Below are 17428 nucleotides of genomic sequence, written 5' to 3'. Positions count from 1 at the left end.
AACTTAGGCTTTCGGCTTCCATTGTTCAATAAAACTTAACCAGCGCTCGCGTGAATATTGACCATCTTGCTGAAGCTCTGCGGTATCTTTCGACAACACCATTTTACCTGCAGCAGTAGATACATACATGTGAGGGTAGCCAAGCACAGGCGGTAGGGCTTTCATAAACGCTTCGTTTTCATTGCTATCGCTGACGTTCACCTTCAATACCACAAACTCTTGGTGAAGCTTTTGATAAATATCTGGATTTTTTTCTAAAAAAGCATCCATTTTGTGGCACCACGTACACCAGTTACCACCAATTTCTATTAAAACATTACGCTCTGACTGTTGCGCAAGCTCAATAGCTGCCATCGCATCTTTAAATGGGTCTCGCTTGTCGTCGTAAATTTTGCTGTAAAGCGGTAAATCATTAGCCGCTACTACTGGCCAACTGAACAACACTAATGCCAGCGCAGAAAAAAGAATATGCTTCATGGACTATCCTTATTAATTCGATATTCCAACAGACCTGATATCAATTAACTATATTTCAAAATCTTTGGCGCGTCATTATGTCAAATTAGCACTAGAGGCTATATAATGCGCAGCAATTTTATATTTCTAAGGATTCAATATGCGACCAAGCGGCAGAACGCCGGGCCAGATTCGCCCAGTCACCATTACGCGCAATTTTACCGCTCACGCGGAAGGTTCTATTCTTATCGAATTCGGCGAGACCAAAGTGATTTGTACCGCCAGCGTTGAAGAAGGTGTACCACGCTTTTTAAAAGGCCAAGGTAAAGGCTGGATTACTGCTGAATACGGCATGTTACCTCGTTCAACTCACACGCGCATGCGTCGTGAAGCGGCAGGTGGTAAGCAAGGTGGTCGCACCATGGAAATCCAACGCTTAATCGCTCGCTCATTGCGTGCGGCGGTAGACTTAGCTGCGCTAGGCGAAAATACAATCACGATTGACTGTGATGTGATTCAAGCCGACGGCGGCACGCGCACAGCATCAATTACAGGTGCTTGCGTTGCACTCGTTGAAGCACTGAACTATATGCGTGCGAAAGACATCATTAAAACCAACCCACTTAAGCACATGATCGCTGCAGTGTCTGTAGGTATTTACAAAGGTACGCCAATTTCTGACTTGGAATATTTAGAAGATTCGGAAGCAGAAACTGATATGAATGTTGTTATGACAGAAACGGGCAAACTTATTGAAGTTCAAGGTACTGCTGAAGAAGAGCCGTTTAGCTTTGATGAAATGCAAGAAATGATGCAACTGGCAAAGCAAGGCATTAACGAGCTATTCGACATTCAAAAAGCAGCACTAAACTAAATCGATTTAAGTAAAGGTATAACGTGAAAGATTATCAACGCGAATTTATTGAGTTTGCACTGAGCAAACAAGTCTTACGTTTCGGCGAATTCACTTTAAAGTCTGGACGCACAAGCCCATACTTTTTTAACGCTGGTTTGTTTAACACCGGCGGAGATTTAGCGCGTTTAGGCCGTTTCTACGCTGCAGCCTTAGCAGATAGCGGTATCGACTTTGACTTATTATTTGGTCCTGCATACAAAGGTATCCCTATTGCAACCACTACAGCAGTTGCATTAGCTGATCATCATAATCAAGACGTGCCATATTGCTTTAACCGTAAAGAAGCTAAAACGCACGGTGAAGGTGGTAACCTCGTTGGTTCTGCACTGGAAGGCAAAGTCATGTTAGTTGATGACGTTATCACTGCGGGCACAGCTATTCGTGAATCGATGGAAATCATCAAGGCCAATGGTGCAGAGTTGAGCGGTGTATTAATCGCACTTGATCGCCAAGAAAAAGGCAAAGGTGAATTGTCAGCGATTCAAGAAGTAGAACGTGACTTTGGTACTGCGGTTATTTCTATCGTCACTTTAGGCGACTTAATCACCTATTTAGAAGAAAAAGGTGATATGGCAGAAGCACTCACCTCGATTAAGCAATACCGCGAAGACTACGGCATTTAAGTTAAACCAGTTTTACGCGCACATTTGCCCTCAATGGGAGCAAATTGAAAAGCACTTGGTCTATAGCCAAGTGCTTTTTTGTTTTAGGACTAGCTAAACACCTACAAGCTCATGTAACTAAAACAATTCCAAGGCAAATACTATAGCAAGCGAGCTTTAAGCCAGTTGGCGATATCACTGATTTGCTGTGGTACTAGATTATGTCCCATCTTATAGCTTTGCCATTGGGTCTTATAGTTTGCCCCTGCCAATAGCTGATATGCAGTTTGCCCTGCGATATACGGCACCACTTCATCTTGCTCGCCATGGTGCTGCAAAATTTTTGTATCACGGTTGGCGTCATGGCAACCTTCTGGAAGGCGGTCACTTGTTGGCAAATAACATGACAACGCCAAAATGCCTGCCAATGTTTCTGGGTAGCGTAAGCCAGTAAACAAGCTTAATACACCGCCTTGGCTAAACCCTGCTAGCACAATACGATTGGCGGGAATACCCGCATTTATTTGTTCTTGAATCAATTCCTTAATAAGTACTTCCGATTCAAGCACACCTTCCATATCTGCACGATTGTGCAAATCCATGCTCTTTATGTCATACCAAGAACGCATTACGTAACCTTGGTTTATCGTGACAGGTTGCATTGGTGCATGAGGAAACACAAAGCGAATACCGTGGTTGGCTGGTAAATTAAATGCCGGCACAATAGGCGCAAATCCTTCACCTGAATCGCCTAACCCATGCAACCAAATAACGCAGGTGGTAGCGGGAACATTTGGCTCGACGACGATGCGCTCTAACGCAGATACAGACATAGTGATTACCTTGAAACATCAATAAACGAAAGACTAGCGATGATAGCAATCCCCTCTCGGAAAGAACAGGCCAGCCCTTATTGCTTTGGGTGGGAGGTACGCAAATTAAGTGGTGCTTTGGGTGGGTGATTAGTACATTCGATAATAGATTACCGAGTACAGGCAACAAGTAAGCCTTTAAGATAGTCCAATAAAAAAGGCCATTAACCGTAGCCAACGACCTTTTATCAATATGATTATCTGGTTGCTAAAATCGAGACAATAACAACCTTGTTCGCATTTACTTATGGTAAGGCTTACTTAAGCGGTGAACCGCTTCAATAAAGTGACCTGCATGCTCTGGGTTCACATCTGGGTGAATACCGTGACCCAAATTAAATACGTGTCCTGTGCCACCGTCACCGAAACCTTTCAAAATCGTAGCAACTTCTTCTTCGATACGCTCTTTAGGCGCATAAAGCATTGACGGGTCCATATTACCTTGCAACGCAACTTTGTCGCCAACACGTGCCTTTGCATCTTCAATATTAATGGTCCAATCTAGGCCCAATGCATCACAACCCGTAGCTGCAATCGACTCTAACCACATACCGCCATTCTTTGTAAACAATGTCACAGGCACTTTGCGGCCATCGTTATGACGCGTTAAGCCATCAACAATTTTATGCATGTATTGCAATGAGAAATCTTTGTAATCACGTGGCGACAACACACCACCCCACGTGTCAAACACCATCACAGACTGAGCGCCTGCAGCTATTTGTGCGTTCAAGTAGCTGATCACGGAATCTGCTAGCTTATCCAAAAGCAAATGTAGCGTTTGAGGCTCTGCATACATCATCTTTTTGATTTTAGTGAATGCTTTTGAGCTGCCACCTTCAACCATATATGTTGCTAGCGTCCATGGGCTGCCTGAGAAACCAATGAGTGGTACTTGACCGTCTAGCGCTTTACGAATTGAACGCACAGCATTCATCACGTATTGCAGTTCGCCTTCTGGATCTGGATGACCAATTTTTTCCACGTCCGCTTTACAGGTGATCGGGCGCTCAAATTTAGGACCTTCTCCCGTTTCAAAATAAAGGCCTAGTCCCATTGCATCTGGAATCGTAAGGATATCTGAGAACAAAATAGCCGCATCAAGTTTGAAGCGACGTAAAGGCTGAATCGTTACCTCAGTCGCCAACTCTGTATTACGGCATAACGACATAAAATCGCCAGCATCTTTACGCGTTTCTTTATATTCAGGTAAATAACGGCCTGCTTGACGCATCATCCATACTGGCGTGTAGTCTACAGGTTCACGCAAAAGCGCGCGTAAATAAGTGTCGTTTTGTAAAGTTGTCATTAAATTCAGACCTTCAATTTGCGTGCGCGCATTCTACCACTGCCCCCAGAATAGATCTATGAACCGTGACCAAAAGACGCACTCTGTTGATCAAGCGCAATTTATGAACGTTATGTTTATTGAAGAATAATCAAAATGTTAGAAAAGTGATTATGAAGCAAAACAGGACTTTGCTGCGAATATCGGTGAACATCACGCTAAAATACGAAAAACAACGTAGTGTAGTTACTCTATTAAAGTTTTACCAATTTGTTGCAATCGCAAAATGGCTTTGTTATAAAACTACCGCGCTAGTTAAGAAATAAATAACAAGAAGCTTGTTCAACAAGACCATACAGCGAGCATTTCAGGCCTTACTTCGGTAAGGCTTTTTTATTGCCTGAAAAACAGCTTCTTGCTAATCAATTATCTAGCCTAACGAACGGATGAATCATTTAGCTCATTCGACGTTAACACTTTGGTTGCTTTTGCTGGACGAGCATTGAAGCCCGCTGCATACGCTAATTGAATAATCAAAAACGTATCGCTTTGCAATTTATCTGAGTTTGCTTGATTGATAAAAGCCAATACATCTTGCTTCGGCTGTGCACAAATATAATCAACTTTTTCATTCCAGCGCGCTGGATTTAATTGTTTATATTGGTCACGCACAATCAAGTAGACCGTCGCTCTCATCTTTAAATTCTCACGATATGACACCGTCGCAAAAATTGCTGCAATCACAACAAACACAACACTAATAAACAACCACATAAAAACACCACTACTCATCTATGCTTTGGGCGCGTATTCTAGCGTTAAATCTATAGCGGGCCTGTTACGATTTGTAACCACGATGTTAAAGACAAGCAGAAATTCGCTATATGGTGAGTTGAAAGGTTACCGGGCCATCATTTAGCAGAGAAACTTTCATATCTGCACCGAATACCCCAGTTGGCGCTTCGAATCCTTTTTCTCTTAATTGCCTTGTAAAATATTGATACAGTCCTTTACTAAATTCTGGCGCCGCTGCCCCAGTAAAACTCGGTCTCATACCACTTGAGGTATCGGCAGCAAGGGTAAACTGCGAAATCACTAATATGTCACCACCGGCTTGTTCGACATTACGATTCATTTTGCCGTTTTCATCTTCAAACACACGGTAACCTGCAACTCGTTCAGCCAGCCGTTTCGCTTTGGCCTCGCTATCTTCTGGCTCTACCGCCAGTAATACCAGCAGCCCTTTTTCAATCGCGCCGACCTCTTCTCCCTCAACCACAACATTGGCATGAGAAACACGTTGTATTAAAGCAATCATTCAGGTGTAGATTCATCAAAAAAAGATGCCATTGTATCCGCCGCTTTGCAAAATGCATCTATTGTTTGCGTTTCAAAACCACTATGTCCTGCACAAGGCAGTATTTGCAGGCTACTGTTTCTCCATGAGCTAACGAGTTTATAAGCACTGTCTAACTGGCAAACCATGTCATATCGGCCATGTAATACAATCGCTGGCAGGTGACTTATTTGATCAACATTAGCAAGCAAATAGCTTGGAGACATAAAGCAGTTATTAACGAAATAATGAGTTGACAGCTTGGCCATACACAAAGCTTGGTGACTGTCTTGGATTTGGCGTTTATCGACGTGATGATGCTCGATTGAACTTAAACGTAGCTCCCATAAAAACCACGCTTTAGCCGCGGCAGTGGCTGCTATTTCATTCTCAGAATGTATAAGTTGGTGGTAGCCTTCGAGCAGCTCGGAACGAGAATCCAAGCTCAACATCTCCGTAAACTCACGATAATATTCAGGGAAGAATCGAGCAGCTCCCGAAGATTGATAAAGCCAGTCTAGCTCTTGTTGTTCCCCCAAGAATACACCACGTAAAATAAAGCCCAGGCACTGATTAGGGTATTTAATACCATAAGCTAACGCTACAGTAGTTCCCCATGAACCGCCAGTGACGAGCCACTTTGAAACATTAAGCGCTTCTCTAATCCTTTCTAAGTCGGCGACCAAATCCCACAATGTATTTGCTTCAATACTTGGAGAGGGCATAGAGCGACCACAGCCGCGTTGATCAAACAATATAATGTGATAACGCTCTGGGTCGAAGTATCGTCGATAATTTTCACTTGAACCGGCTCCTGGACCACCATGAATGTATATAACGGGGGTACCCTCAGGGTTACCCGTTTGCTCAACATAAAGGCTGTGCTGATTACCGACTTCTAAAAGCTGGGTATGTGTAGGTGATATTTTAGGGTAAAGGGTTCGAGACATGCATTTTGCTTCCTGCTCGCTAATCCCTTTAGTTTAGTCGCTCTGCGTCGAATTGCACTCGGTAGCTTGTTGCTCAGTGAAACTTTGCATCGACGCTGTTAATAACGCACCTAACAGCACGACAAGCCAACTTAAGTAAACCCACAAAAATAGAATAGGAACACCAGCGAGTGCACCATAAATTGCCTGATATGAAGGAATTTGCGTGACATAAAGGGCAAAGCCTTTTTTCGCAAATTCAAAAAGAATTGCGGCCACTAGCGCTCCAACGGCAGCATGCTTAGCGGGCACGTTAATATTAGGCACTAACAAATACAACACCAGAAACGCGAACGCAGATATCAATAGCGGCAAGAGGCGTAAGAAGAAACTACTAAAACCAAAAAGATCATTATCACCAAAAGACACTAGGGAAACGATGTAACTTGTCACAGCAATACTACTGCCCACTAAAACAGGGCCAAGCGTCAAAACCATCCAGTACATGGAAAATGAAGTCACCATTCGGCGCTTTTCAGTGACTCCCCAAATACGATTTAAGCTCTTATCAATCGCAGAAATCAGCAACAAGGCAAACAAAAACAAAAAAGTAATTGCGATAGCGGACATTTTTGATGCGTTTTCAACAAACCCCGTGAGATACACCTGAACGGTATCACCTGCCGCTGGCAAAAAGTTGCTATAGACGAAATTTTCAATAGTTGTGCGAATGTCGGCAAAAATAGGAAACGCTGTCATCACTGAAAGCATAACCACAACCAATGGGACCAATGACATTAGCGTCACATAGGATAGATAACCTGCAACCACATGAATTTGCTCTTTATGTAAGCGCCCATACAAATATTGCATAAACGCGATCATTGTTTTCACGACAGAGTGTTGAAACAGGCTTGCTAAATGGGTCATCGGTTTCATTATTAGCGATTTTGGTTATATTAGGTTTATACTATGCTTTAAAGGCATGTAAGCCTAGAAAATATAACATAATTAGTAGGATATCACTATGTCAGGTCAGGGTTCAGGTGGCAACGTATTAGCCGCTATTTGTAGTTTTTTCCTTCCCGGTTTGGGTCAATTAGTTCAAGGTAGGTTGTTAGCCGCGATATTGTTTTTTGTTGGTATGGCTATTTCTTGGATACTAGTATGGATTGCTATAGGGTGGTTACTCGTACCAATAGTTTATCTTTGGTGCATTATTGACGCGGCCAAATATAAGGGAGGCTGATAATGCTTAAGCCACTAACAAAACCTTTTTGGATTTTGTGCTGTTTCGTTTTGCTGTCAGGTTGTCAATCTGCGTACTACTCCGCGATGGAGAGTTTTGGCAAACACAAAAGAGACTTATTGGCCGACGAAGTCGAGAACGCTCAGGAAGCGCAACAAGACGCCCAAGAACAATTCACTAGCGCGTTAGAACAATTATCAGTATTGATAGAGTTTGATGGCGGTGACTTACAAGATCAGTATGAAGCGACGCTCGCGAACTATGAAGCGAGTGAAGATGCTGCTGCTGAAGTGTCTAACCGCATTAAAAACATTCAAGATGTTGGTGATGCGTTGTTTGATGAATGGGCTGATGAAATTGAACAGTACTCCAGTGCAAAACTAAAAAGCCAAAGCCGCGTGAAAATGAAAGATACACGCCGTAAATATGACCGGTTAGTCAAAGCTATGGTGCGCGCTGAGAGTAAAATGGACCCTGTGTTGGCTGCATTAAAAGACAATACGCTATTTCTCAAGCATAACTTAAACGCGAAAGCGATAGGCTCACTTGAAGGCGAATATAACGATATTAAAGCTGATATTAACGCCTTGATTGGTGAAATGAATACAGCAATTAAAGAATCAGAATACTTCTTATCATTGTTAAACAGTGAAGAAGGCTAGAGGTTGTATCAACTTAACCTAGCAAACTAAAGATGCCGTGTGATTCAGTACGCTCTGCATAGTACTGATGCACGGCACTTGGATCGATAACCGAACGACCATCGTCAATAAATTCTTTGTATAACGCTTTTAGCTCTGCTTGTTCCTTCAAGTTTGCGTTACTTGCCATGACTTTTTCAAAAAGTAAGTTCATGCGGCTAAGTTTGCTTGTTTCCATACTACTCACTCCACTAAAACCAGTTATCAACATAATGTAAATTCTAGCAGCGACTGCCCGCTTGTTCTGTTATCCAGCTGTAAAAATTCGTTCAAATTGTTTACAGGTTTGTAACCTTTCAAAAATTATTCAAATAAACAGTGTGTTAGCCCGCGGGCTAAGCGACTTATGACTTTTGATAATGCGTAAACCTACAGATGTTTGAGAGATGTCTTACAAAAAAGATGGAAGTTTTTGGAAAGTTTGTACGTGAATAGAAACCCAACTAGAAATAAAAAAGCCAAGCAAATGCTTGGCTTTTTACGGTAATTAGTGACTAAACACTACTTCTTAGAGCGGCTCTCGCGCTTGCGATCTGACTCTTTTAGCCACTTCTTACGAATACGAATGTTCTCTGGTGTTACTTCCACTAATTCATCATCATCAATGAACTCTAACGCTTGTTCTAACGACATATTGATTGGTGGCGTTAGTACTTGCGCATCGTCAGTACCAGATGCACGTACGTTAGTTAGTTGCTTACCTTTAAGAGCATTCACTGTTAAGTCATTGTCTCGGCTATGAATACCAATAATCATACCTTCATAGACTTCAACACCATGACCAATCATTAAACGACCACGTTCTTGTAAGTTAAATAGTGCGTTTGTAAGCGCCTTACCTTGTGCATTTGAAATGAGTACACCGTTTAGACGTTGGCCAATCTCGCCACCTTTATGAGGACCGTACTGTAAGAACGTATGGTAAATAAGACCCGAGCCAGATGTTAATGTCATAAACTCAGTTTGGAAGCCAATTAAACCGCGGCTTGGCATGATAAAGTCCATACGAATACGACCTTTCCCATCTGGTGCCATATCAGTAAGTTCAGCTTTACGAAGGCCCATTTTTTCCATTACTGAACCTTGATGCTCTTCTTCAACATCAATGGTTACGGTTTCGTATGGTTCTTCAAGCTGGCCATCCACTTCGCGCATAATAACTTCAGGGCGAGATACGGCTAATTCGTAACCTTCACGGCGCATGTTTTCAATCAAAATACCTAAATGAAGCTCACCACGACCAGATACTTTAAACTTGTCAGGGTCATCTTGCTGTTCAACACGCAATGCTACGTTATGAATAAGCTCTTGATCTAAACGGTCTTTAATATTACGCGATGTAACATATTTACCTTCTTGACCTGAGAACGGTGACGTATTTACTTGGAACGTCATAGTTACTGTCGGCTCATCAACAGAAAGTGGCGGTAATGGTGCCACTTCATTTGGACAACAAATCGTGTCCGAAATCTTAAGTTCACCTAAACCGGTGATCGCGATAATGTCACCCGCTTCTGCTTTCTCAACTTCATGGCGATCAAGACCTAAGTATCCAAATACTTTACCTACTTTGCCGTTGTGAACTTGACCACCAGCCGTTTGCACGGTTACCTGCTGATTTGGTTTTACTGAACCACGTGTTACACGACCAACACCGATTACACCTAAGTATGAGCTGTAATCTAGTTGTGAGATTTGCATCTGGAAAGCGCCTTCTGGATCCGCGTCTGGTGAAGGTACTTGGTCAATAATTGTTTCAAACAACGGTGTCATATCTGTGCCGGTAGCACCTTCTTCCGTAGTCGCCCAACCATTAATTGCTGATGCATAAACAACCTGGAAATCTAACTGCTCATCAGTTGCACCTAAGTTATCGAATAAATCGAATACTTGATCCATTACCCAATCAGGACGTGAACCTGGCTTATCAATCTTATTAATAACAACAATTGGTTTTAAACCTTGAGCAAATGCCTTTTGCGTAACAAAACGCGTTTGTGGCATAGGACCTTCTTGCGCATCAACGATCAGTAACACAGAGTCTACCATTGACATTACGCGCTCTACTTCACCACCAAAATCGGCGTGACCCGGAGTATCGACAATATTCACACGGTAATCATTCCAATTAATAGCCGTATTCTTAGCTAGAATCGTGATACCACGCTCTTTTTCAATATCGTTTGAATCCATAACACGTTCGTCATGATCTGAACGGTCACCAAGAGTGCCAGATTGCTCTAACAACTTGTCTACTAATGTGGTTTTACCATGATCAACGTGGGCGATGATGGCAATATTACGTAATTTATCTAACACGGGCTTTGCTCTGAGACTTCAATTGGGCGCGTATTGTACAGCACTCGATAGTACAAATAAATTAAATCCGACCTTTTAGCCATTTGTTAACACTCTGGATATAAAGTTTCACACTATTGCACTGGTATAAGGCAAAATTGTTCACTACACTCATTCTGCACCATTTTGGCACCACGATCGCACCATTTTTGTGCATCACGATGAGCAGAAGTCCTTGAACTGCCCATTTTTACTACGCTGAAGGCTTGGCACGATAATAGCTAATACTCTGCCAAGCCGAATGCAAAGCATTTTAAATAAAGTAAGATAACTTCACTGGAGACTATCAATGTCAAAAGCAGTTTTAGATTTGATTAAAGAAAACGACGTTAAGTTCGTTGACCTTCGCTTTACTGATACGAAAGGTAAAGAGCAACACGTTTCATTACCTCACCACCAAATCGACGAAGACTTCTTCGAAGAAGGTAAAATGTTCGATGGTTCTTCAATTGCTGGTTGGAAAGGTATCAATGAATCTGACATGATCTTAATGCCAGATGCATCTACTGCTGTTTTAGACCCGTTCACTGAAGAAGTTACTTTAAATGTACGTTGTGACATCGTTGAGCCTGCAACTATGCAAGGTTACAGCCGTGATCCTCGTTCTGTTGCAAAGCGTGCTGAAGACTACATGCGTTCAACAGGTATTGCTGATACCGTTCTTTTCGGTCCAGAGCCAGAATTCTTCGTATTTGAAGACGTTAAATTCAAAGCAGACATGTCAGGCGCTTCGTACTCAATTGATGATCCAGAGGCTGCTTGGAACTCAGACACAGATTACGAAGGCGGCAACAAAGGCCATCGTCCAGGTGTTAAAGGCGGTTACTTCCCAGTAGCTCCAGTAGACTCTTCACAAGACCTTCGTTCAGCAATGTGTCTTGTAATGGAAGAAATGGGCTTAGTTGTAGAAGCGCATCACCATGAAGTTGCTACATGTGGTCAAAACGAAATTGCATGTCGATTCAACACTATGGTTAGCAAAGCCGATGAAGTTCAAATCTACAAGTACGTAGTACACAACGTTGCAGACGCTTACGGCAAAACAGCTACATTCATGCCTAAGCCACTAGTTGGTGATAACGGTACAGGTATGCACTGTCACCAATCGTTAGCAAAAGATGGCGTTAACTTATTCTCTGGTGACAAGTACGGCGGTCTTTCTGAAACTGCACTTTACTACATCGGCGGTATTATTAAGCACGCTAAAGCTATCAATGCTTTCACTAACGCGTCTACTAACTCATACAAGCGTCTAGTTCCTGGTTTCGAAGCACCTGTAATGCTTGCTTACTCAGCACGTAACCGTTCTGCTTCAATCCGTATCCCAGTAGTTCCTTCTCCGAAGGCACGTCGTATCGAAGTTCGCTTCCCTGATCCAACAGCTAACCCATACTTAGCATTCACAGCAATGCTTATGGCTGGTCTTGACGGTATCAAGAACAAGATCCACCCTGGTGATGCAATGGATAAAGACTTATACGACTTACCAGCAGAAGAAGCTGCAGCTATTCCACAAGTAGCATCATCTTTTGAAGAAGCGCTTAATGCACTAGAAGCTGACAAAGAATTCTTGATGGAAGGCGGTGTAATGGATGCAGACATGATTGATGCATACATTGGCCTGAAGCGCGAAGAAGTTGAAAGACTAAACATGACAACTCACCCAGTTGAGTTCCAAATGTACTACAGCGTTTAGTTGTAAATAGTTTGTTAATATAAAATTTAACAGACAATTTAAATTTAAAAAGCTCGCCTAGGCGGGCTTTTTTTGTGGCAGAAATTGTATATTTTGTTTAGATTAACTAGTAGGCACTGCAGGAGCAACTTGTTAAGCATATGAAGCACTTAGTCATTTTATTAGTCAGCGTAGCGCTGTCTATGCCCGTGTGGGCAGGACAAGCGAAAGTCTACGTATGGCGAGACGAAAATGGTGTGCTTGTGTTTTCTGACAGCCCTAGACCTGGCGCTGAAGAAGTTGAAGTTAAAGAAGAAGTTGCAGTGTTACCTTCCGTCGATACCTCGATACTCGACATAAAACCTAAAGTCATTGAAGACAAATACCACGTTGTCATTACACAGCCTGAACAGAATGCAACTATACGGGATAACAGCGGTTCAGTGTATGTTGCCGGTGGTATCAAACCTATCTTCAAAAGAGGTTTTCGAGTGCAGCTCTATCTCGATGGAAAACCCTACCAAGCACCACAAACCCACTCCATGTTTGCACTACGAAATGTAGACCGCGGCGAACATCAAGTTAAAATTGAATTAATCAATGATAAAGGCAAGGTTATTGCATCGTCAGATACAGTGACCTTCTATATGCACAGGGCTTCTGTTAACTAGCCCACAAGCGTGCAAATAAGTAGGTTTAAACGTATAGTTACAGTTATGATGCACAACTTTGGTGCAAGCGGAGTATACTGTTGTTTAAGCGAGCCGATTTGCAAACTCACAAACTTTTATACCAACAGCAATTAGCGAACCAGCTGGTTACTGCGGTCATTGTATTAGACGCAAAACTAACGATTCAGTACCTCAACCCTGCCGCTGAAGCGCTATTAATCAAGAGCTTTAATAAGCTACATAACGTTGTGTTCAATGATGTGCTGCCCGATTGCACCATCGATGCGATTCGCTTGCAGCAAGTTATCGAAAGCGGTCAAGAATTCAGTGATAGTGATGTCACCATTCAATTAAATGATCACTACAAGTTTACCGCAGAAGTCACCGCTTCAAGTGCTGAGTTTAACGGTAAGCCACACATTTTGTTAGAACTTAAACAAATCGATCAGCAAAAGCAGATCAGTGCAGAAAGCTTCCAACAACAGCAGTGGGAATCAGCACGCGATCTGATCCGTGGCTTAGCGCATGAAATAAAGAACCCGCTGGGAGGTCTTCGTGGTGCAGCACAACTGTTAACGAAAGAGTTGAATAACGAACAGCAAGAATACACCTCAATGATTATCGAGCAAGCGGATAGACTGCGTAATTTAGTTGACCGCTTATTAGGACCTAACCAACTACCTAAAATGGAAGTGCAAAATATTCATTTAGTGCTGGAAAAGGTCACTCAACTAATCAAATACGATAACGAGAAAAATGTCGAATTAGTAAGGGATTACGATCCTTCTATACCAGACATCGCCTTTGATGCTGACAAAATGCTGCAATCAATTTTGAATATCGTTAACAATGCTATTCAAGCCATTGAGCCTGGTAGCAAAATCACCTTAAAAACACGTGTAGCAAGCAACCAGACCATCAATGGTAAACGCATCAAGCTTTGTATCGTCGTCAGCATCATCGATTTTGGACCGGGCATTCCAGAAGATATTCAAGATACATTGTTCTACCCCATGGTATCAGGACGCTCAAACGGTACAGGGTTGGGCTTATCCATTTCTCAAACACTCGTTAATCAACACAAAGGAAAACTTTCTTGTCAAAGCCGCCCAGGGCGCACGGAATTCACCATTTTATTACCAATTTCTGAAGAGACGACAATATGATAGCTGAACAAGTATGGATAGTAGATGATGACAGCTCAATTCGCTGGGTATTAGAGAAAGCATTGAATAGCGAAGAAATTAGTTGTGCCTCTTTTGAAAACGCCAATAACTTGCTTACAGCTTTAGACCACGGCCAACCAGAAATTATTATTTCAGATATCCGTATGCCCAATATGGACGGAATGGAATTACTGAATAACATCAGCAGCCAATATCCAGATATCCCTGTGATTATCATGACAGCACATTCAGATTTGGATAGTGCCGTAAATGCCTACCAAGGTGGTGCTTTCGAATACTTGCCTAAACCGTTTGATATTGATGATGCTGTTTCATTAGCCAGAAGGGCCCTCTCACATGCAAGAGAGCAAAGTGCTAAAGCAAAGCAGAAACAACCACAATCTAGTGCTGTAGGCATCATTGGCGAAGCTCCTGCGATGCAAGAGGTGTTTCGAGCAATTGGGCGCTTATCACGCTCGAGTATCAGCGTCCTAATCAACGGTGAGTCTGGCACAGGTAAGGAGCTAGTGGCACATGCGCTTCATATGCATAGCCCTAGAGCAAATGAGACCTTCATCCCCCTCAATATGGCAGCAATTCCAAAAGATCTGATTGAATCTGAATTATTTGGTCATGAAAAAGGCGCATTTACGGGTGCAAATACCGTACGCCAAGGTCGATTTGAACAAGCACACAATGGCACACTTTTCCTTGATGAAATAGGCGATATGCCACTTGACGTTCAAACTCGGCTTTTACGTGTTCTAGCTGATGGTCAGTTTTATCGAGTTGGCGGCCACTCGCCAATAAAGGTCGATGTACGCATTATTGCAGCAACACATCAAAACTTAGAAGAAAAGGTAAAGGAAGGAGACTTTCGAGAAGATTTATTCCACCGCCTAAATGTTATTCGTATCCAGCTACCGGCATTACGCGAAAGAAAAGAAGACATAGAACAACTCGCCAATCACTTTTTGAAATTGGCCGCTGAAGAGTTGGGCGTAGAGCCGAAAACACTGCACAAATCATCACTCGTAAAATTAATGCAAAGTAATTGGCCAGGTAACGTTAGACAATTAGAAAATATATGCCGTTTCTTAACCGTAATGGCTAGCGGTAAAGAGATACTCCCTGAAGACCTCCCTGAAGAGCTTAACGAGTCGCCAGTAACGGAAATTAATGGCGTTGATACTTGGCAAGTGTTACTGAGTCAATGGATGGACGAACAATTAGCAAAAGGCCGAAATGATATACTCGATCAAGCGACACCTGAGTTCGAAAAAATCATGCTACAAAGAGCGTTAATTTTCACTGGCGGTCATAAACAAGAAGCGGCTAAAAAACTAGGTTGGGGCCGAAATACATTAACTCGGAAACTTAAAGATTTGGAACTGTAGATTACGTTTAGCAGTTATGCTGTACAGTCATGGTCTGTACAGCATTGTTTGCAGCTATTACAGAGTTTCATATTTATGAAATGTGCGCCTACAATTAACAATGCACCACAGATAATAAAGATAGGCTGGTACTCTTCTGGGAAATCATGCTTAATCCAATACACAGCAACACCTAGATAGAGCAAATAAAAAGGGTATAAACGTTTGTGATAGCGTTTAAATCCTGAAAAAAGCGCAATAGTACCTAACACTGCTGTGAGTATAAGAAACACATGTTCCCACGTGTGATCAGCCAGAAACGTCAAGCCCAATAATGGTAAAGCAGGTAATAAAATAGGCAGCAAAATACAGTGCAATGCACAAAGAGAAGTAGCTGCAATACCAATTCTATCTAACACAAAATTACCCAGTTAAACGTTATACCAATGAATGAGATTATATCACATGCTGTGATATCGTCACATATAATCTTGTTACGTTTTGTCAACACAAAAAGGTATGACTTCGCTAATATGATGTGTATCTGTCGCTAACATTACTAACCTATCAACACCTAACGCTACACCAGAGCAATCTGGTAGTCCGGCTTCTAAGCTAGCTAAGAATTTTTCGTCAACCGGCCGCTGTTCAAGACCAAGCTTTTTTCTTTTAAGATTGTCTTCTTTAAAGCGCAAACGTTGGCTTTGTGCACACGTTAGCTCTTCAAATCCATTGGCCAACTCTACATTCTTAAAATACACCTCAAATCGCTTTGCGACTCTATGATCTTTGCTGTCTATCTTTGCAAGTGACGCTTGGCTAGATGGAAAGTTATAAATAACAACTGGACAAGTTTGCCCTATGTTGGATTCTACATAGGTGGCAAACATAAATTGTAATAAGGTATCAAGATCATTGCACTCGGCCAGCCATGGTTCAATGCCGCCCAATAAAGACAATTTTTCGAGACATTTATCGAAGGATGTTTCTAGCGGGTTGATATCAAGGTATTTAATAAAGGCGTCTTCATATGTCATCTTCTCTACCTTCTTAATATCTAAAGTCACGCTCAACAGACCTATTACATCATCAATTAAGTCATGCATCGAAAAGCCTAACCGGTACCACTCAAGCATCGTAAACTCGGCATTGTGATACGTGCCGTAAGGTTCATGTCGAAACGCTTTACAAACCTGATAAATATCGCCATACCCTGAAGCCAATAAGCGTTTCATCGCATATTCAGGCGAAGTTTGTAAATAGAAGGTCTTACTGCCTTCAGGAAGCCAATCATAAGTCGATTGAATTGCATCTATATATGGGTCAGTAATGGTTCCTTGGCAAAGCAATGCGGTATCAACTTCGATTACGTCTTGTTTAGCAAAGTAATTACGTATTTTATTAACTAAGTTTGCTCTTAGCCTTGCCTGTTCAAATGTCTGAGATGCTTTCCAATCCATTTTTTTTCCATACAAAAAAGCCCCAGTCATAGACTAGGGCTTAAATAGGATACTGGCAATGTCCTACTCTCACATGGGACCTCCCACACTACCATCGGCGCTATTGCATTTCACTTCTGAGTTCGGCATGGGATCAGGTGGTACTACAATGCTATGGTTGCCAGTAATAAAACTGTTATTGGTTAATATCGGCGTTAAAAGCATGTTATTAAACAATAAAAGCTTAAAGTAAAAAGCCCGCTCATTAAGCGGGCTCTTCGTAATAAGTGCCTAGCAATGACCTACTCTCACATGGGACCTCCCACACTACCATCGGCGCAGTTACATTTCACTTCTGAGTTCGGCATGGGATCAGGTGGTTCTATAACGCTAT

Annotated in this window: 19 protein-coding genes and 2 rRNA genes; 8 read left to right on the top strand and 13 right to left on the bottom strand. The window is 42.2% G+C overall.

The window, feature by feature from the left end:
• Positions 1-3 precede the first annotated feature (3 nt).
• Positions 4-477 (bottom strand): thioredoxin family protein, encoded by a 474-nt coding sequence (locus ACFSJY_RS13235; RefSeq protein ID WP_386035081.1) that lies wholly within the window; start codon positions 475-477, stop codon positions 4-6.
• 139 nt (positions 478-616) lie between these two features.
• On the opposite strand from ACFSJY_RS13235, the gene rph reads away from it, so the two are divergent.
• Together rph and pyrE are read left to right on the top strand one after the other, a co-directional pair.
• The gene (rph, locus tag ACFSJY_RS13230; protein WP_386035079.1) at positions 617-1330 is read left to right on the top strand and encodes a ribonuclease PH; all 714 of its coding nucleotides are present in this window, start codon (positions 617-619) and stop codon (positions 1328-1330) included.
• A 23-nt stretch (positions 1331-1353) separates the two neighbouring features.
• On the top strand, positions 1354-1995 hold the full coding sequence (gene pyrE / locus ACFSJY_RS13225) for an orotate phosphoribosyltransferase (RefSeq protein WP_386035077.1): 642 nt from the start codon (positions 1354-1356) through the stop codon (positions 1993-1995).
• 140 nt (positions 1996-2135) lie between these two features.
• Here the strand turns inward: pyrE and ACFSJY_RS13220 are convergent, their stop codons facing one another.
• From ACFSJY_RS13220 to ACFSJY_RS13195, 6 genes are all read right to left on the bottom strand, one after another.
• Positions 2136-2807, bottom strand: coding sequence for an alpha/beta hydrolase (locus ACFSJY_RS13220; protein ID WP_386035075.1), 672 nt, complete (start codon positions 2805-2807; stop codon positions 2136-2138).
• Positions 2808-3087: 280 nt separating this feature from the next.
• On the bottom strand, positions 3088-4155 hold the full coding sequence (gene hemE, locus ACFSJY_RS13215) for a uroporphyrinogen decarboxylase (protein ID WP_386035073.1): 1068 nt from the start codon (positions 4153-4155) through the stop codon (positions 3088-3090).
• A gap of 414 nt (positions 4156-4569) precedes the next feature.
• Entirely contained in the window at positions 4570-4908 is a 339-nt protein-coding gene (locus ACFSJY_RS13210; RefSeq protein ID WP_386035071.1) for a hypothetical protein, read from the bottom strand.
• Between the two features lie 106 nt (positions 4909-5014).
• Positions 5015-5452, bottom strand: coding sequence for a D-aminoacyl-tRNA deacylase (gene dtd / locus ACFSJY_RS13205; protein WP_386035069.1), 438 nt, complete (start codon positions 5450-5452; stop codon positions 5015-5017).
• Positions 5449-6420, bottom strand: a complete 972-nt coding sequence (gene pip, locus ACFSJY_RS13200; RefSeq protein ID WP_386035067.1) for a prolyl aminopeptidase — start codon at positions 6418-6420, stop codon at positions 5449-5451. The genes dtd and pip overlap by 4 nt, the downstream gene beginning before the upstream one ends.
• A gap of 33 nt (positions 6421-6453) precedes the next feature.
• Positions 6454-7338 carry a virulence factor BrkB family protein gene (locus ACFSJY_RS13195; RefSeq protein ID WP_386035065.1) on the bottom strand — a complete coding sequence of 295 codons (885 nt, stop codon included), beginning with the start codon at positions 7336-7338 and terminating at the stop codon, positions 6454-6456.
• An 88-nt stretch (positions 7339-7426) separates the two neighbouring features.
• Between ACFSJY_RS13195 and ACFSJY_RS13190 the strand changes: the two genes are divergently transcribed.
• Together ACFSJY_RS13190 and ACFSJY_RS13185 are read left to right on the top strand one after the other, a co-directional pair.
• Positions 7427-7648 (top strand): hypothetical protein, encoded by a 222-nt coding sequence (locus tag ACFSJY_RS13190; RefSeq protein WP_386035063.1) that lies wholly within the window; start codon positions 7427-7429, stop codon positions 7646-7648.
• Between the two features lie 2 nt (positions 7649-7650).
• On the top strand, positions 7651-8310 hold the full coding sequence (locus ACFSJY_RS13185; protein ID WP_386035061.1) for a DUF2959 domain-containing protein: 660 nt from the start codon (positions 7651-7653) through the stop codon (positions 8308-8310).
• 13 nt (positions 8311-8323) lie between these two features.
• Here the strand turns inward: ACFSJY_RS13185 and ACFSJY_RS13180 are convergent, their stop codons facing one another.
• Together ACFSJY_RS13180 and typA are read right to left on the bottom strand one after the other, a co-directional pair.
• A complete protein-coding gene (locus tag ACFSJY_RS13180; RefSeq protein WP_386035059.1) occupies positions 8324-8527 on the bottom strand; it encodes a hypothetical protein in 204 nt (67 codons plus the stop codon).
• A gap of 323 nt (positions 8528-8850) precedes the next feature.
• Entirely contained in the window at positions 8851-10668 is a 1818-nt protein-coding gene (gene typA, locus ACFSJY_RS13175) for a translational GTPase TypA (protein WP_386035057.1), read from the bottom strand.
• Between the two features lie 328 nt (positions 10669-10996).
• Between typA and glnA the strand changes: the two genes are divergently transcribed.
• The 4 genes from glnA to glnG all read left to right on the top strand — a co-directional run bounded on the left by glnA (position 10997) and on the right by glnG (position 15616).
• Positions 10997-12403 carry a glutamate--ammonia ligase gene (gene glnA / locus ACFSJY_RS13170; RefSeq protein ID WP_386035055.1) on the top strand — a complete coding sequence of 469 codons (1407 nt, stop codon included), beginning with the start codon at positions 10997-10999 and terminating at the stop codon, positions 12401-12403.
• Between the two features lie 140 nt (positions 12404-12543).
• Entirely contained in the window at positions 12544-13053 is a 510-nt protein-coding gene (locus ACFSJY_RS13165; protein WP_386035053.1) for a DUF4124 domain-containing protein, read from the top strand.
• Positions 13054-13151: 98 nt separating this feature from the next.
• Positions 13152-14219, top strand: coding sequence for a nitrogen regulation protein NR(II) (glnL, locus tag ACFSJY_RS13160; RefSeq protein ID WP_386035051.1), 1068 nt, complete (start codon positions 13152-13154; stop codon positions 14217-14219).
• Positions 14216-15616 (top strand): nitrogen regulation protein NR(I), encoded by a 1401-nt coding sequence (glnG, locus tag ACFSJY_RS13155; RefSeq protein ID WP_386035049.1) that lies wholly within the window; start codon positions 14216-14218, stop codon positions 15614-15616. The genes glnL and glnG overlap by 4 nt, the downstream gene beginning before the upstream one ends.
• A 14-nt stretch (positions 15617-15630) precedes the next feature.
• Here glnG and ACFSJY_RS13150 read toward each other — a convergent pair whose 3' ends face one another.
• The 4 genes from ACFSJY_RS13150 to rrf (ACFSJY_RS13135) form a co-directional block, all read right to left on the bottom strand.
• Entirely contained in the window at positions 15631-16014 is a 384-nt protein-coding gene (locus ACFSJY_RS13150; RefSeq protein ID WP_386035047.1) for a MerC domain-containing protein, read from the bottom strand.
• A 75-nt stretch (positions 16015-16089) separates the two neighbouring features.
• Positions 16090-17055, bottom strand: coding sequence for an elongation factor P--(R)-beta-lysine ligase (gene epmA / locus ACFSJY_RS13145; protein WP_386035045.1), 966 nt, complete (start codon positions 17053-17055; stop codon positions 16090-16092).
• A gap of 50 nt (positions 17056-17105) precedes the next feature.
• A 5S ribosomal RNA gene (rrf, locus tag ACFSJY_RS13140) occupies positions 17106-17220 on the bottom strand.
• Positions 17221-17323: 103 nt separating this feature from the next.
• Positions 17324-17428, bottom strand: a 5S ribosomal RNA gene (gene rrf / locus ACFSJY_RS13135); the annotation flags it as partial.

It is taken from the genome of Thalassotalea euphylliae (assembly GCF_042682785.1).
Classification (GTDB): domain Bacteria; phylum Pseudomonadota; class Gammaproteobacteria; order Enterobacterales; family Alteromonadaceae; genus Thalassotalea_F; species Thalassotalea_F euphylliae.
This window is presented reverse-complemented; position numbering and strand designations above follow the sequence as displayed.